Genomic DNA, 19,465 nt, shown 5'->3' with positions numbered 1-19,465 from the left:
CGGTCAGCCGCGGCGGCGCCTCAACGCGAGCACCGCGGCCCGGGCAAGGAGTCCCGCTGCGAGGACCGCTGCCATCGCGAGCACCGAGCGCCACGGGAGCGTCACCGTGAGGATGACGCAGCCTGCGAAGCCTGTTGCCGCGAGCCAGCGCGGCGCATAGCCGGGCCGAGCGCCGAGGCGGAACGCCGCAGCGTTCGCGACCGCGTAGTAGACGAGCACGCCGAAGCCCGAGAAGCTCACGACGGTGAGAAGGTCCGACGTCGCGACAAGGACGACGACGACGACGGCGGCCGCCGCGAGTTCGGCGACCCACGGGACCGAGTGGCGTGCCCCGATCGACGCGAGCGGGCGCGGCAGATCTCCCTCCCGCGCCATCGCGAGCGACGTCCGGCCAATTCCCGCCACGAGGGCGAGCAGAGCCCCGAGGCACGCGCACGCGGCGCCGAAGCCGACGAGAGCCCGGGCCCATCCGCCGAGCGGCGCCACGAGATCGGCGAGAGGCGCGGCAGAGCCGGCTAGCTGGGCGGGTCCGAGGCCGCGCAGGAGGACGACGGCGAGCACGGCGTAGACGGCAAGCGCGCCGGCGAGGGCGCCGAGGATGGCGCGCGGGATCGTCCGCCGCGGATCGCGGACCTCCTCGCCGAGGGTCGCGATGCGCGCATACCCGGCGAAGGCAAAGAACAGCACCCCGGCGGCGCTCAGCGTGCCCGGCCAAGGCGGCCCTGCGCCGTCGTCGGCCGTCGTTGCGGGGGCCACATGGACGCTGAGCCCCGCTGCCGTCGCGAAGGCAAGCACTACGAGCACGACGGCGACGAGCACCTTGGTCGCGAATGCCGTGCGCGCGACGCCGAACAGATTGACTGCGGTAAGGCCCGCGACAGCGGCGATCGCCACGGGAACCGCAGCCTCGGGCGCGACGTACCGCGCGAAGGTGAGCGCCATGGCCGCGCACGAGGCCGACTTCCCTGTCACAAACCCCCAGCCGGCGAGGAATCCCGCCCACTCGCCGAGCTCGCGGCGTCCGTAGAGATACGCCCCGCCGCTGTGCGGATACCGGGCGGCGAGCGCGGCAGAGGCAACCGCGTTGCAGTACGCGACGGCCCCCGCGAGGACGAGCGACACGAGAAGCCATGGCCCCGCGAGCGCCGCGGCAGGTCCGAAGGCGGCGAAGACGCCCGCGCCGAGCATCGACCCGAGCCCGATCGCCGTCGCGTCGAACGTGCCGAGCTCGCGGCGCAGGCCTCCTTGGGCGGTCATAGTCCTCCTCGGGCCGATCCGGGAGAGGTGCTCCGCGGCGGGTAGACTTTCAGGGATATCCGACAGGTCGAGCCTGTCCGGGATCGGCGCCCGCCGTGGGGGCACGGCTCCGCGGACGGCTGGCCGATCCGATCCTATCGACGGCCGGCACGTTCTTGGCCCGAATTTGAAGAGGAGCGCTGTGCTGCGCACACATGACCTCGGTTCGCTCCGTTCCGAGCACATTGGACAGACCGTCACCCTCGCCGGCTGGGTGGCCCGCCGCCGCGACCATGGCGGCGTTGCGTTCGTCGACCTGCGTGATGCGTCTGGCGTCGCGCAGGTGGTCGTGCGCGAGGAGGAGGTCTTCCACGGTCTCCGCAACGAATACGTTCTGCAGATCGAAGGGACGGTCGAGAAGCGTCCTGAGGGCAATGAGAACCCGCATCTCGCGACGGGCGAGATTGAGGTCATCGCGCAGAAAGTGACCGTCCTCAACACGGCGGAGCCGCTCCCGTTCCAGGTCGACGAGCACGTCGAGGTCGGCGAGGAGGCGCGCCTGCGCCACCGCTACCTCGATCTGCGCCGCCCGGGCCCGGCCCGCGCGATGCGCCTCCGCTCCGAGGCGAACCGCGTGGCCCGCGAGCTGCTCCACGACGAGGGCTTCACCGAGGTCGAGACGCCGACGCTCACGCGGTCGACTCCGGAAGGCGCCCGCGACTTCGTCGTGCCCGCCCGCCTCGCCCCAGGCTCGTGGTACGCGCTCCCGCAGTCGCCGCAGCTGTTCAAGCAGCTCCTCCAGGTGGGCGGGATCGAGAAGTACTTCCAGATCGCACGCTGCTACCGCGACGAGGATTTCCGCGCCGACCGGCAGCCTGAGTTCACGCAGCTCGACATCGAGGCGAGCTTCGTCGAGCAGGACGACATCATCGCCCTCGGCGAGCGGATCGTCGCCGCCGTGTGGAAGCTCGCGGGCGTCGAGGTGGAGACCCCGATCCGTCGCATGACCTACGCCGAGGCGATGGCAAAGTACGGCTCGGACAAGCCGGATCTGCGGTTCGGCCTCGAGCTCACGGACCTGACGGAGTACTTCAAGGACACGACGTTCGGCGTCTTCAAGGCGGATTACGTCGGCGCCGTCGTCATGCCCGGCGGCGCGTCTCAGCCCCGGCGCACGCTCGACGCGTGGCAGGAATGGGCCAAGCAGCGCGGCGCGAAGGGACTCGCCTACGTGCTCTACAAGGAGGACGGCGAGCTCGCAGGCCCGGTTGCGAAGAACCTCACCGAGGCCGAGCGCGAGGGGCTCGCGGCAGCAGTCGGCGCCCAGCCCGGCGACTGCATCTTCTTCGCCGCGGGCGAGGTCGGTGCGTCCCGCGCGCTGCTCGGCGCGGCCCGCGTCGAGATCGGCCACCGGACAGGCCTCATCGATCCGAACGGATGGGCCTTCGTGTGGGTCGTCGACGCACCGCTCTTCGAGCCGGCCGAGGCGGTCAAGGCCGCTGGCGACGTCGCGCTCGGCTACTCGGCGTGGACGGCCGTGCACCACGCCTTCACGTCGCCCAAGCCGGAGTTCATGGACTCGTTCGACATCGACCCGGCGAGCGCCCTCGCCTACGCGTACGACATCGTGTGCAACGGCAACGAGATCGGAGGCGGTTCGATCCGTATCCACCGCCGCGACGTGCAGGAACGCGTCTTCAAGGTCATGGGCATCGACCACGAGGCCGCGCAGGAGAAGTTCGGCTTCCTGCTCGAGGGGTTCAAGTACGGCGCCCCGCCGCACGGCGGCATCGCGTTCGGCTGGGACCGCGTCGTCGCGCTGCTCGCGGGTGTCGACTCGATCCGCGAGGTCATCGCGTTCCCGAAGACGGGCAACGGGTACGACCCGCTCACGGCTGCGCCCGCGCCGATCACGGCCGAGCAGCGCAAGGAGGCCGGCGTGGATGCGAAGCCGGAGCCGGGCAAGGACGCGGGCCGGGCTGCGAACGCCTGACCCCGGGAGACCAACGCGGGTGACGGCATGAAAGTGCCAGCGCATTAGAATTCGGATGTCGCCCTTGGGCGCTTTCTCGACGAGGGGAACAATGGCCGAACACAACTCAGCTTCTATGAACGTCTCATGGCGCACAATCGCAGGGGCAGCTTCTGTGTTGGCGCTGACGGGACTCGTGGGTCTAGCTGTTGTCGCGACTTTGCGAGATGCAGATACCCTTTCTGTAGTTGCTCTCGCGCTGGCTATCATCGCATTTGTTGTACAAATTATCGTATTTATTGTCCAGGGCGATGCGGCGGCGAAGCAGGCGGCCAATTCAGCCGAAATATATTCGCGAACGCTGCGCGCGCTGACTGCTATCGAGGAGAAGGCTGAAGGCACCAGGGAAGCCGTAGGTCTCATCAGCGAGAAGTTGATCGATATGGTGATCAGCAAAGCTATTCCCGAGGCGCAGATGGCCACCGCTGCTGAGCCAGATAGCAGCTTTTCCGAAGAACTCACGGCCCGGGCGAAAGAAATATTCCGATCATCGGTGCGGGCAACGGCCGCAGCCGAGCGGGTGCCCCACCCCCGGTCATTGCACGAGCCAGAACTCGATAGCTTCCTTGACGCTGCAATTCCCTCTGACCGACTGGAGGAGGCGATCGAAATTGCGGACAAACTCGAAGACATCGAGTTGTCATCGATGCGGCATTTGGCGAATGATCAAGCTGAGGCGGAACGGGCCGAATCAGGCGGTAGAATAGGCCTTTTCTCAGTAAATAATGCCTCGGAACTTGGCAAGCTGCAATTGATTCGACGCGTGCAAGTCGGTTGGGCGGATGAGCCCGTATTGCGTCTCACTTCGCTCGGAATGGACGTTGCGCGTGTAATTGTTGGAAAGGCTCGTTACTCGGACGACCGCGTAAACAACATTAGGCGAAGGATTTTCGAATGGGATCAGCGGGTTGCAGAGTCGGCCGCAAGACGGCAGAGAGATCTTGAAAGCCTGCCACTTGAAACAGAGGCGCGTGTATGAGTTTCACGTTGATTCCTCGCAGTTGTCGTTCCGATACCACTGTCCCTTCACTACAATTCGGTTGCCAATACTAAATCTAGACTGTACGGCGGTAGCGTAGAGGGCGATGGAAGATCTGTTCGGACTCGAGGCCTCGGACGACGTGCCGGAGGATGCCGGGTCGTCCCCCGCGAGAGCGCAGGCGAACGACGCGGCGGCGAGGGCCGCTCGGGCGGCGCGCGATGCCCAGCGGAGCCCCCTCGCCGTGCGCATGCGGCCGCGGTCCCTCGACGAGGTGGTCGGCCAGCAGCATCTGCTCGGCCGCGGATCGCCCCTGCGCCAGCTCGCGGCGGGGGCGTCGGACGGTCCGACGGGGCCTAGCTCCGTCATCCTCTGGGGGCCGCCCGGGACTGGCAAGACGACCCTCGCGCATGTCGTCGCGCGCGGCCCCGGGCGCAAGTTCGTCGAGCTCTCGGCGATCACCGCGGGAGTCAAGGACGTTCGGCGTGTCATGGACGAAGCGCTCACGGCGCGGGACCTCCACCGCATCACGACCGTTCTCTTCCTCGACGAGATCCACCGGTTCACGAAAGCCCAGCAGGACGCGCTCCTGCCCGGCGTCGAGAATCGCTGGGTCGTGCTCGTCGCAGCCACGACGGAGAATCCCTCGTTCTCGGTCGTCTCGCCGCTCCTCTCGCGATCGCTCCTCCTGACGCTTCAGCCCCTCACCGAGGACGACATCCGCGGGCTCCTCGTGCGCGCGGTGACCGATCCGCGCGGGCTGGGAGACGCCGTCGCCCTTTCCGACGACGCCGCCGATCACCTCGTGCGCCTCGCGGGCGGGGACGCGCGCCGCGCCCTCACGGCGCTCGAGGCGGCCGCCGCCGTCGCCCTCGACGAGGCAGTGCGGGCTTCCGAGTCCCCGGAGGCCGAGGAGGCGGACGGCACGGAGGACGACGGCGCGCCCGTCACTGTGGAGGTGCGGCACGCCGAGAAGGCCCTCGACGTGCATGCCGTCCGCTACGACCGCCAGGGCGACATGCACTACGACGTCATCAGCGCGTTCATCAAGTCGATCCGCGGCTCCGACGTCGACGCGGCCCTGCACTACCTTGCGAAGATGATCGAGGCGGGGGAGGACCCGCGGTTCATCGCCCGCCGCATCATCATCTCGGCGGCCGAGGACATCGGCATGGCGGATCCGACGGCGCTCCAGACCGCCGTCGCCGCGGCCCAGGCGGTCCAGCTCATCGGCATGCCCGAGGGGCGCATCGTGCTCGCGGAAGCCGTGGTGCACCTTGCGACGGCGCCCAAGTCCAACGCGTCGTACATGGGCATCAACGCCGCGATCGCGGACGTGCGGGCCGGCCTCGGAACCGGTGTTCCCGCCCACCTGCGCGATTCGCACTACGCGGGCGCAGGAAGGCTCGGCCATGGCGCAGGCTACGTCTATTCACATGACGCTCCGCACTCGGTGGCCCAGCAGCAGTACCCGCCCGACGACCTCGTGGGCCGCGACTATTACGTTCCGACCGGAAACGGGGCGGAGCGGGATATCGCCGCGCGGCTCGAGCGGCTGCGTTCGATCATCAGGGGAACCTGAGCACGCTCAGCACGTGGTAGGCTAGATGACCGTCTGGCACGTCCCGGACGCTCGTCCATGCCCAGGCACCTCTGGGCCGGGCGCGAGCGGAACCGGACGGCAGCTGATGGCAGCAGCGGGCCGAAGCTCTCCCACCTGGAGGCCAGGATCTACCGAACCGCCGCACTATGAAAGGACCCACGTGTCGAGCATTCGTGCCCGCCGTCAGACGCGCCTCTCGCGCTCTCTCGGCCTCGCGCTCACCCCGAAGGCCGCCAAGTACATGGAGCGCCGCCCGTACGGCCCCGGTGAGCACGGTCGCGCCCGCAAGAAGCAGGACTCGGACTACGCCGTCCGCCTTCGCGAGAAGCAGCGCCTCCGCGCGCAGTACGGCATCCGCGAGGCTCAGATGGCCCGCGCGTTCGAAGAGGCCAAGCGCACCAAGGGCCTGACCGGCGAGAACCTCATCGAGCTCCTCGAGATGCGCCTTGACGCCCTCGTGCTCCGCGCCGGCTTCGCCCGGACCATCGCCCAGGCCCGCCAGCTCGTCGTGCACCGCCACATCACCGTGGACGGCGCGCGCGTCGACCGCCCGTCGTTCCGCGTCTCCGAGGGCCAGCTCATCGGCGTTCACGAGCGGTCCGAGACGATGGCGCCGTTCCAGGTTGCCGCCGCCGGTGCCCACCGCGACGTGCTCCCGGCCGTCCCGGCGTACCTCGACGTGAAGCTCGAGTCCCTTCAGGCCCGCCTCGTGCGCCGCCCGAAGCGCTCCGAGGTCCCCGTGACCTGCGAAGAGCAGCTCGTCGTCGAGTACTACGCTCGCTGACCCAGGCGGCCTCTCCGGGCCGTCATCACGGAAGCCCGCGGCCTCGTGCCGCGGGCTTCCGTGCTTTCGGCGACCTCCGGCCGTCTCCCGTGCCCAGAGAGGCCGGAGCAGCACGTGAGCGCGCGTCCGCCGTCGCCTGTAAGGTAGCCAAGGGGCGTCGTGCGCAGCGATGCCCGTGAGGAGGGAATGTGTCCGGCTCCGACATCGCCGGCCTGATCGCGGCAGGCGTGTTCGCCGTGCTCGTGGCACTGCTCGCCGTCCCGATCGTGAAGCTCGGGCGGGTGTTCGACGAGCTGCGCAGCTCGATCCGGACCCTCTCCGACGGCGCGACGCCGCTCATGGACGAGGTTACCTCGACGGTGTCCACGACGCACGAGCAGCTCAAGAGGGTGGACGGGATCGCGGCCAACGTCTCGGACGCCACCGCGAACGTCTCCGCGCTCTCGTCCCTCGTCGCGGCGACGATCGGCTCTCCCCTCGTCAAGGTCGCATCCTTCACGTACGGGGTCCGCACCGCATGGTCCCAGCGTGAGGATTCCTCGAGGCCCTCGGGCCGGCGGAGCCGCTAGGACGCAGCCCATGAAGGCATCCACAGAAGGTGGCAACTCGTGAAACCGCTGTTCTGGCTCGCATTCGGCGGCGTCGTCGGTGCGATCGCCTACCGCAAGGTCCAGCAGCTGAGGGCGGCTCCGGCCGAAGGCGGGCTCAATCGGGCGCTCAACGGGGTCGCCGACTCGACGGCCCGGTTCGCCGACCACGTCAGGATCGCGATGGCAGAACGCGAGGCCGAGCTGCGAAAGGGCCTCGGGCTCGACGTGTAGGGCCCGTGCCGTTCGCGGAGAGTGCTCCGTTCAGGGCAGACTCAGGGCAGAATAGAACGTCGCGGTGTGCGTACGGCGCGCCGGCGGCCGGAACCGCGCGAGCGCGGCAACGACAGGATTCTCGGAAGGTAGAAGCACAGGCTATGAAGTCGCACGAGATCACCCGACGCTGGGTCGACTACTTCGTCAGCAAGGGGCACACGGCCGTGCCGTCGGCGTCGCTGGTCTCGAGCGACCCCTCGCTGCTCTTCACCGTGGCCGGCATGGTGCCGTTCATCCCCTACCTCACGGCCCGCGAGGAGCCGCCGTTCCCGCGCGCGACGAGCGTCCAGAAGTGCATCCGTACCGGCGACATCGACGAGGTCGGCAAGACCGCCCGCCACGGGACGTTCTTCCAGATGTGCGGCAACTTCTCCTTCGGGGACTACTTCAAAGAGGACGCGATCAGGTTCGCGTTCGATCTGCTCACCAAGGGCGTGGACGACGGCGGCTACGGACTTCCTGCCGAGCGGCTGTGGGTCACGGTCTACGAGGAGGACGACGAGGCCGAGCGCCTGTGGCTCGCGAACACGTCGATCCCCGCTTCGCGGATCCAGCGCATGGGCAAGAGCGACAACTACTGGTCGACGGGGCAGCCCGGTCCGGCCGGCCCGTGCTCCGAGATCTACTACGACCGCGGCCCCGCCTACGGCGTCGAGGGTGGGCCGGCGGTGGACGACAACCGCTACATCGAGATCTGGAACCTCGTGTTCATGCAGTACCAGATCGAAAATGTGCGCTCGAAGGTCGACTTCGACATCGTCGGCGAGCTGCCGAAGAAGAACATCGACACGGGCCTCGGCATGGAGCGCCTCGCGATGATCCTCCAGGGCGTCGAGAACATGTACGAGACCGACCAGGTGCGTCCGGTCATCGACAAGGCCGCCGAGCTCTCGGGCAAGGAGTACACGTCCGCAGAGACCGACGACGACCCGCACCACGCCGACGACGTGCGCATGCGCGTCGTGGCCGACCACGTGCGCTCGGCCCTCATGCTCATCACCGACGGCGTGACGCCGTCCAACGAAGGCCGCGGCTACGTGCTCCGCCGCCTCATCCGCCGCGCGGTGCGCGCCATGCGCCTCCTCGGCGTCGAGAAGCCGGTGCTGCCCGAGCTGCTCCCGGCGTCGCGCGACGCAATGAAGGGCGTCTACCCGCAGGTCGAGAAGGACTTCGACCGCATCAGCCGCATCGCCTACGGCGAGGAAAAGGCGTTCCTCCGCACGATCGCGGCCGGCACGGCGCGGCTCGACGAGGCCGTCAGGGTCGCGAAGGCCGAAGGCGCCGCGCTCTCGGGCGACGAGGCCTTCACGCTCCACGACACCTACGGGTTCCCGATCGACCTCACGCTCGAAATGGCGGAAGAGGCCGGGGTCGCGGTCGACGAGACCGGCTTCCGCGCGCTCATGGAGGACCAGCGCCAGCGTGCGCGGGCCGACGCGAAGGAAAAGAAGAGCGGCCACGCCGATCTCACCGTGTTCCAGGAGCTCCTGACTCAGGGCGAGACCGTGTTCACGGGCTACACCGAGCTCGAGGGCGAGTCGCGCGTCCGCGGGCTCCTCTCGAAGGGAACCCGGGTCGATCGTGCCGGGGCTGGCTCCGAGGTCGAGATCGTGCTGGACGAGACGCCGTTCTACGCGGAGGCGGGCGGCCAGGCGGCCGACACCGGGCTCATCACGGGCGATGGCTTCGTCGTCGAGATCCTCGACGTCCAGCGTCCCATCAAGGGGCTCAGCGTGCACAAGGCGATCGTCCGCGAAGGCGAGCTCCCCTCGACCGCTCTCGTGCGCACCGCCGTCGACCGCGAACGCCGCCACGCCGCCGAGCAGGCCCACACGGCGACCCACCTCGTCCACGCTGCCCTCCGGCAGATCCTCGGCCCCGAGGCCGTGCAGCGCGGCTCCTTCAACAAAGCGGGCTACCTGCGCTTCGACTTCGCGTGGGGCGAGCAGCTGAGCGGCGCAGCGAAGAGCGAGATCGAGGAGGTCTCGAACCTCGCGATCCGCGACAACTTCACGGTCAACACCGCGGAGATGCCGCTCGCCGAGGCGAAGGCGGCCGGCGCCATGGCCCTCTTCGGCGAGAACTACGGCTCGCGCGTGCGCGTCGTCGAGATCAACGGCCCATGGTCCATGGAACTCTGCGGCGGGACGCACGTCGACACGACCGCACTCATCGGCTCGCTCACCCTCCTGGGGGAGCAGTCCGTCGGTTCGGGCAACCGTCGCGTCGAGGCGTTCGTCGGCCTCGATGCGTTCCGCCACCAGGCCGCCGAGCGCGCACTCGTCTCGGAGCTCACCGAGATGTTCAAGGTCCCCGCGGGCCAGCTCACCGAGCGCATCGGCGCCACCCTCGCGAAGCTCAAGAACGCCGAGAAGGAGCTCGACCGGCTGCGCAAGGAGAAGCTCGCAGCGGCCGCCGCGTCGCTCGTCAGCTCGGCCAAGGAGGTGGGCGGCGTGCGTCTCATCACGCACGACGCCGGCCAGATCGGCTCGGCCGACGAACTGCGCGGCCTTGCCCTCGATCTGCGCGGGCGCCTCGACGGCGCGTCCGCGGGCGCCGCGGCGGTGGCCGTCGCGGGTGTCGCCAACGGGCGCCCCGCCGTCCTCGTTGCGACGAACGAGGCCGCCCGCGCCGCCGGCGTGAAGGCGGGCGCGCTCGTGCGGATCGCGGCCGGCGTGCTCGGCGGCGGGGGAGGCGGCAAGGACGACGTCGCGCAGGGCGGTGGCACCGACGCGTCGAAGGTCGTCGAGGCCCTCGGCGCCGTGGCGAACGCCGTCGCGACCCGCTGAGCCCGATCCCATGACCACCTCTGCGCCCGAAGGGCAGTCCACGGGCTTCGTGCGCGGCGTCCGCCTCGGGGTCGACGTCGGCGCCGTGCGGGTAGGCCTCGCGGCGTGCGATCCCGACGGGATCCTCGCGAGCCCCGTGCGGACGCTCTCGCGGGACGCGGCGAAGAATCGTGATATTCGCCTCATCACCCTCGAAGCGGAGGAGCGAAACGCGATTCAGCTGTTCGTCGGCCTGCCCCGAACGCTCAAAGGCACCGAGACGGCCTCCGCAGAGCTCGCGCGCGGCTACGCCGCGCGGCTCGCGGACAGTCTCGCTAACGCCGGAATCGCGTGCGAAGTGCGCCTCGTGGACGAGCGTCTCACGACCGTTGAAGCGCACCGAAGCCTCCGCTCGGCTGGCCTCTCGACCCGTGACCACCGTAGAGTGGTTGACCAAGTAGCCGCCGTCGGCATTCTCGAGCACGCGCTCACCATGCTTCGCCGAGGTCACGACAACGTCGGAGAACTCGTGCCACCGACGGCGGAGGAACATGGGGGGATCCACCGAGACGATCCGAACAGGAGCACGTAGCCAGGATGGACCCGCAGGACACGGATTTCCGGTCCACGCCCGAACAACCCCTGACTCGACGCGAGCTCAGGGCACGTGAGCGTGCCCAGGCCGAGGCGCAGCAGCGCATGCTCTCGGCCTCCGAGCGCACCGCACCTTCGCCGTCGAAGCCCTCGTCGTCGCGCGCGACGGCGGAACCTCCGAGAGCGTCCGCGGCGGGCGGCGAGACCACTCCGGCCCGCGCGGCCGACGAGGCGAGAGCCGCCTCTGCGGCACCGCCCGCCGGAACGACCGACGGCGGCACACCCGTCGGTGGCAGGGCCGGGGCCGGCGCGACAGGCGATTGGCCTGCGCCGCTTCCGGCATCCGCGACCCATCTCGCCGTCAAGGGCGCGCCGGTCTACGAGGTCGAGGAGCGCCTCGCGCTCGACCTCTACGGACCTGGCGGTCCTGCGGCGTCCGGACGGCGGGCGGCGCCTGCCGACGATTCAGGCCTCTCGGTGCTCAAGCGCGCGGAGGCGGTCCGCTCGGCCCGCTCGCGCGGCGGAGCCGCTGAGGGCGCGGCGTCCACGACATCGCTCGACCCGGGACCTGACCTCGCCGGCGGCGCATCCGACGTGATCGAAGGCCGGCACCGCAACGCTGCGCTCGGCCACCACGTCGGCGCGGCCGTCGCCGTCGTCGAACCCGCGACCGAGGCCCCGGCCACGGCGAGCCTCCCGGCGGCAGCCTTCACCGCACACGCGGACGTGGCCCACCCGTCGGCGGGCGCCCAACCCGCGCCGGACGTCGCTGCCCAACACCCCGAGCCCTCGACCGTGCATGAGACGGTCTTCGCGAACGCAGAGGTGGTCAAGGCCAAGCCACGGCGCTCGCGCCAGTTCAAGGCCCTCGTGACGATGGGCATCGCGCTCGCGCTCATCGTCACCGCGTGCTTCGTGGGCGCGGCGCTCCTGCGGCCGATCCTGGGCATGGACAAGGTCAGCGACTACCCGGGCCCGGGAACGGGTCAGGTCGTCTTGACGGTCCAGCCCGGGTCCGCGGCGCGCGCCGTCGCACAGGACCTCCAGCAGCAGGGGGTCATCGCGGACGTCGACACGTTCCTCAAGGCTCTCGCCGCGACGAATGCGAGCATCCACCCAGGCGACTTCACGTTCAAGAAGCAGATGAAGGCGTCCGACGCCGCTGCCATCCTCACGGACGACGGCTCCAAGGTCGTGTACATCGCACTCAGCGCGGGCCTCAGGATCAGCGAGTCCCTCGACGCGATCGCGAAGGCGGCACACATCGACCGCAAGGATCTCGATGCGCTCAATGCCCAGCCTGCCCAGTTCGGACTGCCAACGCAGGCGAAGAACCTCGAAGGCTATCTCGAGCCGGGGGAGTACAAGTTCCCTGTGGGGACGTCGGCCAAGGACATCCTGACGAAGCTCGTGAGCACGCGGCTCGACGAGCTCAAGCAGGACGGCATCACCGACCCCGCGAAGCAGTATGAGGTGCTCACCGTCGCGAGCATCGTCCAGGCAGAGGGCGGCCAGGCCGACTACGGCAACGTCGCGGGCGCGATCTACAACCGACTCAAGCCCAACGACCAGACCCGTGGCCTCGTCCAGTCCGATGCGACCGTCACGTACGGGCTCGGCACCAAGACGGTCCAGCTCACGGACGCGCAGAAGGCCGACGCCGGGAATCCCTACAACACGTATGTCCACCAGGGCCTGCCGCCGGGCCCGATCGGCTCGCCGGGCGCGAAGGCCGTCGCCGCCGCAGCGCACCCGACCGCGAACAGCTACTTGTTCTGGGTCACGGTCAACCTCGACACCGGGGAGACGAAGTTCGCCTCGACCTACGCCGAGCATCAGACGAACGTCGCCCAGTACCAGCAGTGGTGCACGGCGAACGCCGGGAAGTGCCAATGACCGCTGCTCGGCGCCAGGCCGCCGTGCTCGGCCACCCGATCGGCCATTCGCGCTCGCCCGCGCTGCACCGTGCCGCCTATGCGGCGCTCGGCGAGGACATCGACTACGGCTCGTTCGACCTCATCCCCGAGCAGCTCGGCGACTTCGTGCGCAGGGTGCGCGGCGAGCCCGGATGGTGCGGCCTGTCCGTGACCATGCCGCTCAAGTCGGCTCTCGTCGAGCACGTCGACAGGGTCGTCGGGCACGCCGCGCGCCTCGGCGCGCTCAACACGGTCGTGTTCGAGAGCTCGTCCTCGGGGGGTCCCACGCTCGTGGGGCACAATACGGACATTGCCGGCATCGTCGAGGCGTTCCGCCACGCGGGGGTCGAGCGCGCGGTGAGCCCCGTCGTCGTCGGCGCAGGCAACACGGCGCTAGCTGCCGTCGCAGCGGTCGCCGAGCTCGGGGCCACTTCGCTGCGCTTTCTCGTGCGCGATCCCGCGCGCGCCGGGGAGGCTGTTGGCCTCGCGGAGCGGCTGGGCCTCGCCGTCGCGCTCGAAGGCATCGCGGGCGGGGCCGCGGCCCTCGCGGCGGCCGACGTCGCCGTGAGCACGCTGCCCCCGCGCGCCGCCGACGGCCTCGCCGACGAACTGGCCAGCCTTCCGCGATCGGACGACGACGGCGGCGCGTTCGGTGGAGGCGTGTTGCTCGATGTCGCCTACGATCCGTGGCCGAGCAAGGCCGCGGTCGCGTGGGAGGAGCGGGGCGGGCGCGTGCTGCACGGCCTCGAGATGCTCGTCTACCAGGCCGTCGAGCAAATCGTCCTCTTCACGGGACGGGACGACGCGCGCTCGCGCGAAGTCATAGATGTGATGTGTGACTCAGTGGGCCTTCCGCGACGCACGCGGTAGCTGGCCCCCGTGGCAGGATGGATGGCATGTTGCGTTGGTTGACCGCCGGGGAGTCGCATGGTCCGGCACTCGTAGGAATCGTCGAGGGGCTTCCCGCTGGCGTGGAGCTTGTGAGCGAGGACATTCGCCGGGCCCTCGCCCGGCGCCGGCTCGGCTATGGCCGCGGCGCCCGGATGAAGTTCGAGCAGGACGAGGTCACGCTCCTCGGCGGCGTGCGGCACGGCCTCACACAGGGCGGCCCCGTGGCGATTCAGGTCGGCAACACCGAGTGGCCCAAGTGGGAACAGGTCATGTCTGCGGACCCGGTCGACCCGCTCGAGCTCGACGGCCTCGCGCGCAACGCCCCGCTCACCCGCCCTCGGCCGGGTCACGCCGATTTCACCGGCATGCAGAAGTACGGCTTCGACGATGCGCGCCCCGTGCTCGAACGCGCGTCCGCCCGTGAAACCGCCGCCCGGGTGGCCCTGGGTGCGGTGGCCTCGAATTTCCTCCGCCAGCTCGGCATCGAGCTCGTGAGCCACACGACGCAGATCGCCGGCGTGGCCGTGCCCGAGGACGCCCCGCTCCCGCTCCCGTCCGACGTCGATCTCCTCGACGACGACCCGCTGCGGTGTTTCCACCCCGAGACGTCGACGGCGATGGTCGACGAGGTCGACGCCGCCCACAAGGAAGGCGAGACGCTCGGCGGCGTGGTCGAGGTGCTCGCTTACGGGCTTCCGCCAGGCCTCGGCAGCTACGTGCACTGGGACCGTCGGCTCGACGCCCGCCTCGCGGGCGCGCTCATGGGCATTCAGGCCATCAAGGGGGTCGAGGTCGGCGACGGGTTCCGGACTGCCGCCCGCAGGGGTTCGCAGGCCCATGACGAGATCGTGCGCGACGAGTCCGGCAAGATCATCCGCTCGACCAACCGTGCGGGCGGCATCGAGGGCGGCATGAGCATCGGCGATGTCCTGCGTGTGCGGGCCGCGATGAAGCCCATCGCCACCGTTCCGCGCGCGCTCGGCACGATCGACATCGCCACAGGGGAGCTCGCAAAGGCCCACCACCAGCGCTCCGACGTGTGCGCCGTGCCCGCCGCCGGTGTCGTCGCCGAGGCGATGGTCGCCCTCGTCCTCGCCCAGTCGGTGCTCGAGAAGTTCGGCGGTGACTCGGTCGAGGAGACGAAGCGCAACCTCGCCTCGTTCCTCGACAGCATTCCGGCGTCCTTGGACTCGGTTGTCCGATGACCCCCGCACCGCACCCTGAGGGCGGGCGCGTCGTCGTGCTCATGGGCCCTATGGCGTCCGGCAAGTCGTCGGTAGGCGCGGCCCTCGCCTCGATCCTCGGTGCCGATTTTGTCGACACCGACGTGCGGATTGTCTCCAAGCACGGCCCGATCCCCGCGATCTTCGCCGCCCACGGCGAAGAGGGGTTTCGGGATCTTGAAGCGGAGGCCGTCGCCGAGGCCCTCGCAGAATGCCACCCGTCGGGGCTCGTCCTGGCCCTCGGCGGCGGCGCCGTGCTGCGGGCAGGAACCCGTGAGCGGCTCGCGGGCCACGATGTCGTGTACCTCGAGGTCGACTGGGACGACGTCGCCCCGCGGCTCGCGGGAAGCGAGGACCGGCCGCTGCTCCACGGCGAGGCCGAGCGTAGCTGGCGCGAGCTCATGGAACGGCGCCGGCCGGTCTACGAATCGGTGGCGACCATCCGCGTCTCGGCGGCGCACGCGACGGCCGACGACGTTGCACGCCGAGTCGCCTCCGAGCTTTCACCCGTTGAGAAGGAGCTGTCGCGTGAGCGACGAGACTGAGACCACGCAGACAGGCGCCGACACGATCATCAAGGTCACCGGATCGCAGCCCGGCGAGAACTACGACGTCCTCGTCGGGAACGGCCTCCTCGATCGGCTCGGGCCGATTCTGGGCGAGCGCGTCAAACGCGTGCTCGTGATCCACCCCCGTGCGCTGCGCGCGACCGGCGACGCCGTGCGGGAGTCGCTCGCGGGGGATGGCTTCACGGCCCTCACCGCCGAGATTCCCGACGCCGAAGAGGGCAAGCACATTCAGGTGGCGGCCTTCTGCTGGCAGGTGCTCGGCCAGAACGACTTCACGCGCTCGGACGCCATCGTGTCTGTCGGCGGGGGAGCGGTGACCGATCTCGCGGGCTTCGTGGCCGCTACGTGGCTCCGGGGCGTGCGCGTCGTGCACCTTCCGACGAGCCTGCTCGGCATGGTCGACGCCTCCGTGGGCGGGAAAACCGGAATCAACACGGCGGAGGGGAAGAACCTCGTGGGGTCCTTCCACCCGCCCGCAGCTGTGCTCGCGGACCTCGACGCCCTCGCGACCCTCCCGCGCAACGAACTTGTCTCGGGCCTCGCGGAGGTCGTGAAGTGCGGCTTCATCGCGGATCCGGCCATCCTCGATCTCATCGAACGAGACCCCGCCGGCGCGGTTGACCCCTCCTCCGCGACGCTGCGAGAGCTCATCGAGCGGGCCATCGCCGTCAAGGCCAGCGTCGTCTCGAGCGACCTCAAGGAAAGCGGACTTCGGGAGATCCTCAACTACGGTCACACCCTCGGGCACGCGATCGAGCTGGCCGAGCGATACCAGTGGCGGCACGGAGCGGCCGTGAGCGTCGGCATGATGTTCGCGGCTGAGCTCGCGAGGAGCGTGGGGCGGCTCGACGACGCCGTTGCCGACCGCCATCGGACCATCCTCGAAGGCCTCGGCCTCCCCACGTCCTACCGGGGCGATCGCTGGCAGGCCCTCCTCGACGGCATGCGCCGCGACAAGAAGTCCCGCGGCGACCTGCTTCGCTTCGTTGTCCTCGATGACGTCGCGCGTCCCGGGATCCTCGAGGTCCCTGACACGTCGCTCCTGTTCGCCGCCTACCAGGAGATCGCCTCGTGATGATCGAGCGCCGCGAATGGCCCGACGCCGGATTTCCGGGGGTCGCCGTCGACCCCGAAACCCTCAACGCCGTCGTCGTCGACGAGGAGCGCTGCCATTCCGCCCTTGAGGCGAGCGGGTCGCTCGAGGACCGTGCCGTCGTCGAACTCGCACGCGGCCATGTCAACGAAGCCGCCGAGCTCATCGTCGAGGCGCGGTACACCGATCCCGAGTCGTTCCACCTCAAGGTCCTCGAGCTCGACGTGCTGCGCCTCGGCAACCGTAACGACCGAGCCCTCGAACGCGCGCGCCAGATCCTCACCGAGGTCAAGGGGACCCGCCGCGAGGCGACGGCCCAGCAGTACCTCGGCAAGATCCAGTTCACGCGGGGCCACTTCGCCGCCGCCGAGGACGCGTTCGCGAGGGCGCTTGAGCTGAGGGTCGCGGACGCCGCCGACGCGAGCCTCATCTATTCGAGTACGGTCGCGCTCGGCCGGGCCCGCGAAGAGCGCTTCGGCACGGCCTGACGGCGCCGCCGACCGCCGGTCGGCGGCCCCGGGCCGGACCGCGTTCGCGGCACGGGTAGAATAGTCCCCGGATTTCCGCGCGTGCCCCCCATCAGGTGCCGGCGCCGCGGCACGCACGAAGAGAGGGATACGTGGCTACGACCAACGACATCAAGAACGGCACCGTCCTCAGCATTGACGGACAGCTGTGGAACGTCATCGAGTTCCAGCACGTCAAGCCGGGCAAGGGCGGCGCGTTCGTCCGGACGAAGCTTCGCAACGTCACGTCGGGCAAGGTCGTGGACCGCACGTTCAACGCGGGCGCCAAGATCGACACGGCGACCGTGGACCGCCGCGACTACCAGTACCTGTACAAGGACGGCGCGGACTTCGTGTTCATGGACACGGCAGACTACGACCAGATCCACCTCTCGACCGAGGCCGTCGGCGGCGCCGCGAACTTCATGCTCGAGAACCAGACGGTCCTCATCGCGCTCCACAACGGCGAAGCGCTCTACATCGAGCTCCCGCCGAGCGTCGTCCTCGAGATCACCTACACCGAGCCCGGCCTCCAGGGCGACCGCTCGTCCGCAGGCACGAAGCCCGCGACGCTCGAAACCGGCTACGAGATCCAGGTCCCGCTCTTCGTCGAGACCGGGACCAAGGTCAAGGTCGACACCCGCGACGGCAGCTACCTGGGACGTGTCAACGACTAGTGAGCGCCCGCGGCAAGGCCCGGAGCCGGGCCCTCGATATCCTCTTCGAGGCTGAGCAGCGGGGGGCTGCGCCCTCCGACGTCATCCAGCGGCGTCTCGAGAAGACCGAACAGCAGATCAACCCGTACACCGAGGAGATCGTGGCCGGGGTCGTCTCGAAGCAGTCCCAGATCGACGAGATCATCAGCACCTACGCGCGCGGGTGGACGCTCGACCGCATGCCAGCGGTCGACCGCATCATCTTGCGCATCGGCACGTGGGAGCTCCTCTACAACGACGACGTGCCCGACGGGGTTGCCGTGAGCGAGGCCGTCGCGCTTGCGCGCACGATGTCGACCGACGACTCGCCGAACTTCGTCAACGGCCTGCTCGGCACCCTGCAGACGCTCAAGCCGACGCTGCTCGCCTGACGACGGGCCGAAAGCAACGCCCGGCGGGGCAGTTCAGGGAGCTACCACGGCTTCCCTGAGCCGCCCCGCTTCGCGCAGGAGCTCTTGTTCGGCCAGCACGTACCCCCTCACATCGCGCCCGCTCACGGCCCTCTGGCGCGTGTAGGCGAGATCGGTCGCGACGCGGATGAACCGGCGCATCGCGTCGCCGCGCCCGCGCGAGACGGCCCATCGCATACCCGCGCTCCGTCCGCGAGGCGTCGCGAGCATGTCCACCTCGAGGGGCGTGAACCACCCGGCAGCGGCGTACTCGGCGAGCCGGCGATGCGTGAGCCGCGCGTCGGACCGCCGCAGGAGATAGACGCACGCGATCGCGACGCCGAACAGCGGGACTTCGATCGCGGCATAGACGAGGAAGAAGCGGTCGCCGGAGCTGTTCCAGAGCCGGTGCAGGAGCATCGCCGGGACGAGCCCGACGACGAAGGCGGCCATGCCGAGGGCCGCGTTCCAGCGACGCGCCGCGAAGCCCATGACGGCGCCGAGGGTGCCGGTGAACATCGCGTGCGCGAAGGGCGAGAGGATTCCGCGGAGCATGAAGACGACGACGAGCTCCGCCGTCGAGCCGTCCCCGCCGTCGAACGCGCGGCCGAAATAGAGGATGTTCTCGGTGAACGCGAATCCGGCCGCGATCGTCATGCCGTAGACAACGCCGTCGATCGGACCGTCGAAGTACTTGCGGGCGACGAGGAACAGCACGAGCAGGCCCAGGCCCTTGGAGATCTCCTCGACGAAGGGGGCCTCGACCGTCGCGAGGAAGAGCCGCGTCGCGTCCCGCCCGGCCGGGTGGGGCCCGAACACCGCGACGAAGGCGGGCTGCACGAGCGTCGTCGTGGCAATCGAGACGACGGCTCCCCACGCGAGCGCGAACGCGAGGAGCCGCTTGGGCTCGGGCTCCCAGCGGTCCACGATCGCGACCGTTCCGAGCACGACGGCGAGCGGGACGAGCGAGAGCACGAAGCCGATCGCGAAGCCCGCGCTCCCGGTCGACGAGAGCAGGAAGGGGATGACGAGGGCGAGCCCCGCGAGGACGAGGACGCCGCCTCCGAGGAGGAGGGCCGTGATGCCGGGGGACTCGCGCCGTCTCGGCCTCGGAACAGGCACGTTCCAGACCGCCTGGGGCGGAAGGCCAGGGCGCTGACCCGGGGGCGGCGGGGGCCAGGGGGCGTTGCTCGACATGCCCCAAGGCTAACCGGCGGCTCGGACACGTTGCTGCGCACGCTCCCGCTTGTGGGCGTCGGGATCGGAGCGCCGGCCCCTGTGATAGTTTGGAATGCGGTTCAGC

The 19,465-nt window shown here is 69.6% G+C and carries 18 protein-coding genes; 16 read left to right on the top strand and 2 right to left on the bottom strand.

From position 1 onward, the window contains the following. Nucleotides 1–3 precede the first annotated feature (3 nt). Nucleotides 4–1,257 carry an APC family permease gene (locus tag SPF06_RS11630; RefSeq protein WP_323279225.1) on the bottom strand — a complete coding sequence of 418 codons (1,254 nt, stop codon included), beginning with the start codon at nucleotides 1,255–1,257 and terminating at the stop codon, nucleotides 4–6. Nucleotides 1,258–1,438: 181 nt separating this feature from the next. On the opposite strand from SPF06_RS11630, the gene aspS reads away from it, so the two are divergent. The 16 genes from aspS to nusB all read left to right on the top strand — a co-directional run bounded on the left by aspS (nucleotide 1,439) and on the right by nusB (nucleotide 18,144). After that, nucleotides 1,439–3,229, top strand: a complete 1,791-nt coding sequence (gene aspS, locus SPF06_RS11625; protein ID WP_323279224.1) for an aspartate--tRNA ligase — start codon at nucleotides 1,439–1,441, stop codon at nucleotides 3,227–3,229. 91 nt (nucleotides 3,230–3,320) lie between these two features. Then, nucleotides 3,321–4,247 (top strand): hypothetical protein, encoded by a 927-nt coding sequence (locus tag SPF06_RS11620; protein ID WP_323279223.1) that lies wholly within the window; start codon nucleotides 3,321–3,323, stop codon nucleotides 4,245–4,247. A gap of 250 nt (nucleotides 4,248–4,497) precedes the next feature. Then, the gene (locus SPF06_RS11615; protein WP_428985755.1) at nucleotides 4,498–5,829 is read left to right on the top strand and encodes a replication-associated recombination protein A; all 1,332 of its coding nucleotides are present in this window, start codon (nucleotides 4,498–4,500) and stop codon (nucleotides 5,827–5,829) included. A gap of 181 nt (nucleotides 5,830–6,010) precedes the next feature. Then, a complete protein-coding gene (gene rpsD / locus SPF06_RS11610; protein ID WP_323279221.1) occupies nucleotides 6,011–6,634 on the top strand; it encodes a 30S ribosomal protein S4 in 624 nt (207 codons plus the stop codon). Between the two features lie 188 nt (nucleotides 6,635–6,822). Next, complete coding sequence (locus SPF06_RS11605; protein ID WP_323279220.1) at nucleotides 6,823–7,203, top strand: DUF948 domain-containing protein; 381 nt, start codon at nucleotides 6,823–6,825, stop codon at nucleotides 7,201–7,203. Nucleotides 7,204–7,242: 39 nt separating this feature from the next. Next, nucleotides 7,243–7,455, top strand: coding sequence for a hypothetical protein (locus SPF06_RS11600; protein WP_323279219.1), 213 nt, complete (start codon nucleotides 7,243–7,245; stop codon nucleotides 7,453–7,455). A 143-nt stretch (nucleotides 7,456–7,598) separates the two neighbouring features. Continuing rightward, entirely contained in the window at nucleotides 7,599–10,286 is a 2,688-nt protein-coding gene (alaS, locus tag SPF06_RS11595; protein WP_323279218.1) for an alanine--tRNA ligase, read from the top strand. A gap of 10 nt (nucleotides 10,287–10,296) precedes the next feature. Next, nucleotides 10,297–10,857, top strand: coding sequence for a Holliday junction resolvase RuvX (gene ruvX, locus SPF06_RS11590; RefSeq protein WP_323279217.1), 561 nt, complete (start codon nucleotides 10,297–10,299; stop codon nucleotides 10,855–10,857). A 5-nt stretch (nucleotides 10,858–10,862) separates the two neighbouring features. Beyond that, nucleotides 10,863–12,755 carry an endolytic transglycosylase MltG gene (gene mltG / locus SPF06_RS11585; RefSeq protein WP_323279216.1) on the top strand — a complete coding sequence of 631 codons (1,893 nt, stop codon included), beginning with the start codon at nucleotides 10,863–10,865 and terminating at the stop codon, nucleotides 12,753–12,755. Further along, nucleotides 12,752–13,645, top strand: coding sequence for a shikimate dehydrogenase family protein (locus SPF06_RS11580; RefSeq protein ID WP_323279215.1), 894 nt, complete (start codon nucleotides 12,752–12,754; stop codon nucleotides 13,643–13,645). The genes mltG and SPF06_RS11580 overlap by 4 nt, the downstream gene beginning before the upstream one ends. Before the next feature lie 26 nt (nucleotides 13,646–13,671). Then, nucleotides 13,672–14,871 carry a chorismate synthase gene (gene aroC, locus SPF06_RS11575; RefSeq protein WP_323279214.1) on the top strand — a complete coding sequence of 400 codons (1,200 nt, stop codon included), beginning with the start codon at nucleotides 13,672–13,674 and terminating at the stop codon, nucleotides 14,869–14,871. After that, nucleotides 14,868–15,434: a shikimate kinase gene (locus SPF06_RS11570; protein ID WP_323279213.1), complete on the top strand. Its 567-nt coding sequence runs from the start codon at nucleotides 14,868–14,870 to the stop codon at nucleotides 15,432–15,434. Before aroC ends, SPF06_RS11570 begins: the two co-directional genes overlap by 4 nt. Beyond that, complete coding sequence (aroB, locus tag SPF06_RS11565; RefSeq protein WP_323279212.1) at nucleotides 15,418–16,533, top strand: 3-dehydroquinate synthase; 1,116 nt, start codon at nucleotides 15,418–15,420, stop codon at nucleotides 16,531–16,533. The genes SPF06_RS11570 and aroB overlap by 17 nt, the downstream gene beginning before the upstream one ends. Further along, nucleotides 16,533–17,039, top strand: coding sequence for a tetratricopeptide repeat protein (locus SPF06_RS11560; RefSeq protein WP_323279326.1), 507 nt, complete (start codon nucleotides 16,533–16,535; stop codon nucleotides 17,037–17,039). Before aroB ends, SPF06_RS11560 begins: the two co-directional genes overlap by 1 nt. 131 nt (nucleotides 17,040–17,170) lie before the next feature. Beyond that, a complete protein-coding gene (gene efp, locus SPF06_RS11555; protein ID WP_323279211.1) occupies nucleotides 17,171–17,734 on the top strand; it encodes an elongation factor P in 564 nt (187 codons plus the stop codon). Beyond that, nucleotides 17,734–18,144 carry a transcription antitermination factor NusB gene (gene nusB, locus SPF06_RS11550; protein WP_323279210.1) on the top strand — a complete coding sequence of 137 codons (411 nt, stop codon included), beginning with the start codon at nucleotides 17,734–17,736 and terminating at the stop codon, nucleotides 18,142–18,144. Before efp ends, nusB begins: the two co-directional genes overlap by 1 nt. A 33-nt stretch (nucleotides 18,145–18,177) precedes the next feature. Here nusB and SPF06_RS11545 read toward each other — a convergent pair whose 3' ends face one another. After that, entirely contained in the window at nucleotides 18,178–19,359 is a 1,182-nt protein-coding gene (locus SPF06_RS11545; protein ID WP_323279209.1) for a PrsW family intramembrane metalloprotease, read from the bottom strand. Nucleotides 19,360–19,465: the final 106 nt, after the last annotated feature.

The organism is Sinomonas terricola (assembly GCF_034931225.1).
Lineage (GTDB): Bacteria > Actinomycetota > Actinomycetes > Actinomycetales > Micrococcaceae > Sinomonas > Sinomonas terricola.
The sequence above is the reverse complement of the archived record's forward strand: the minus strand, read 5'-3'. Positions and strand labels throughout refer to the sequence as shown.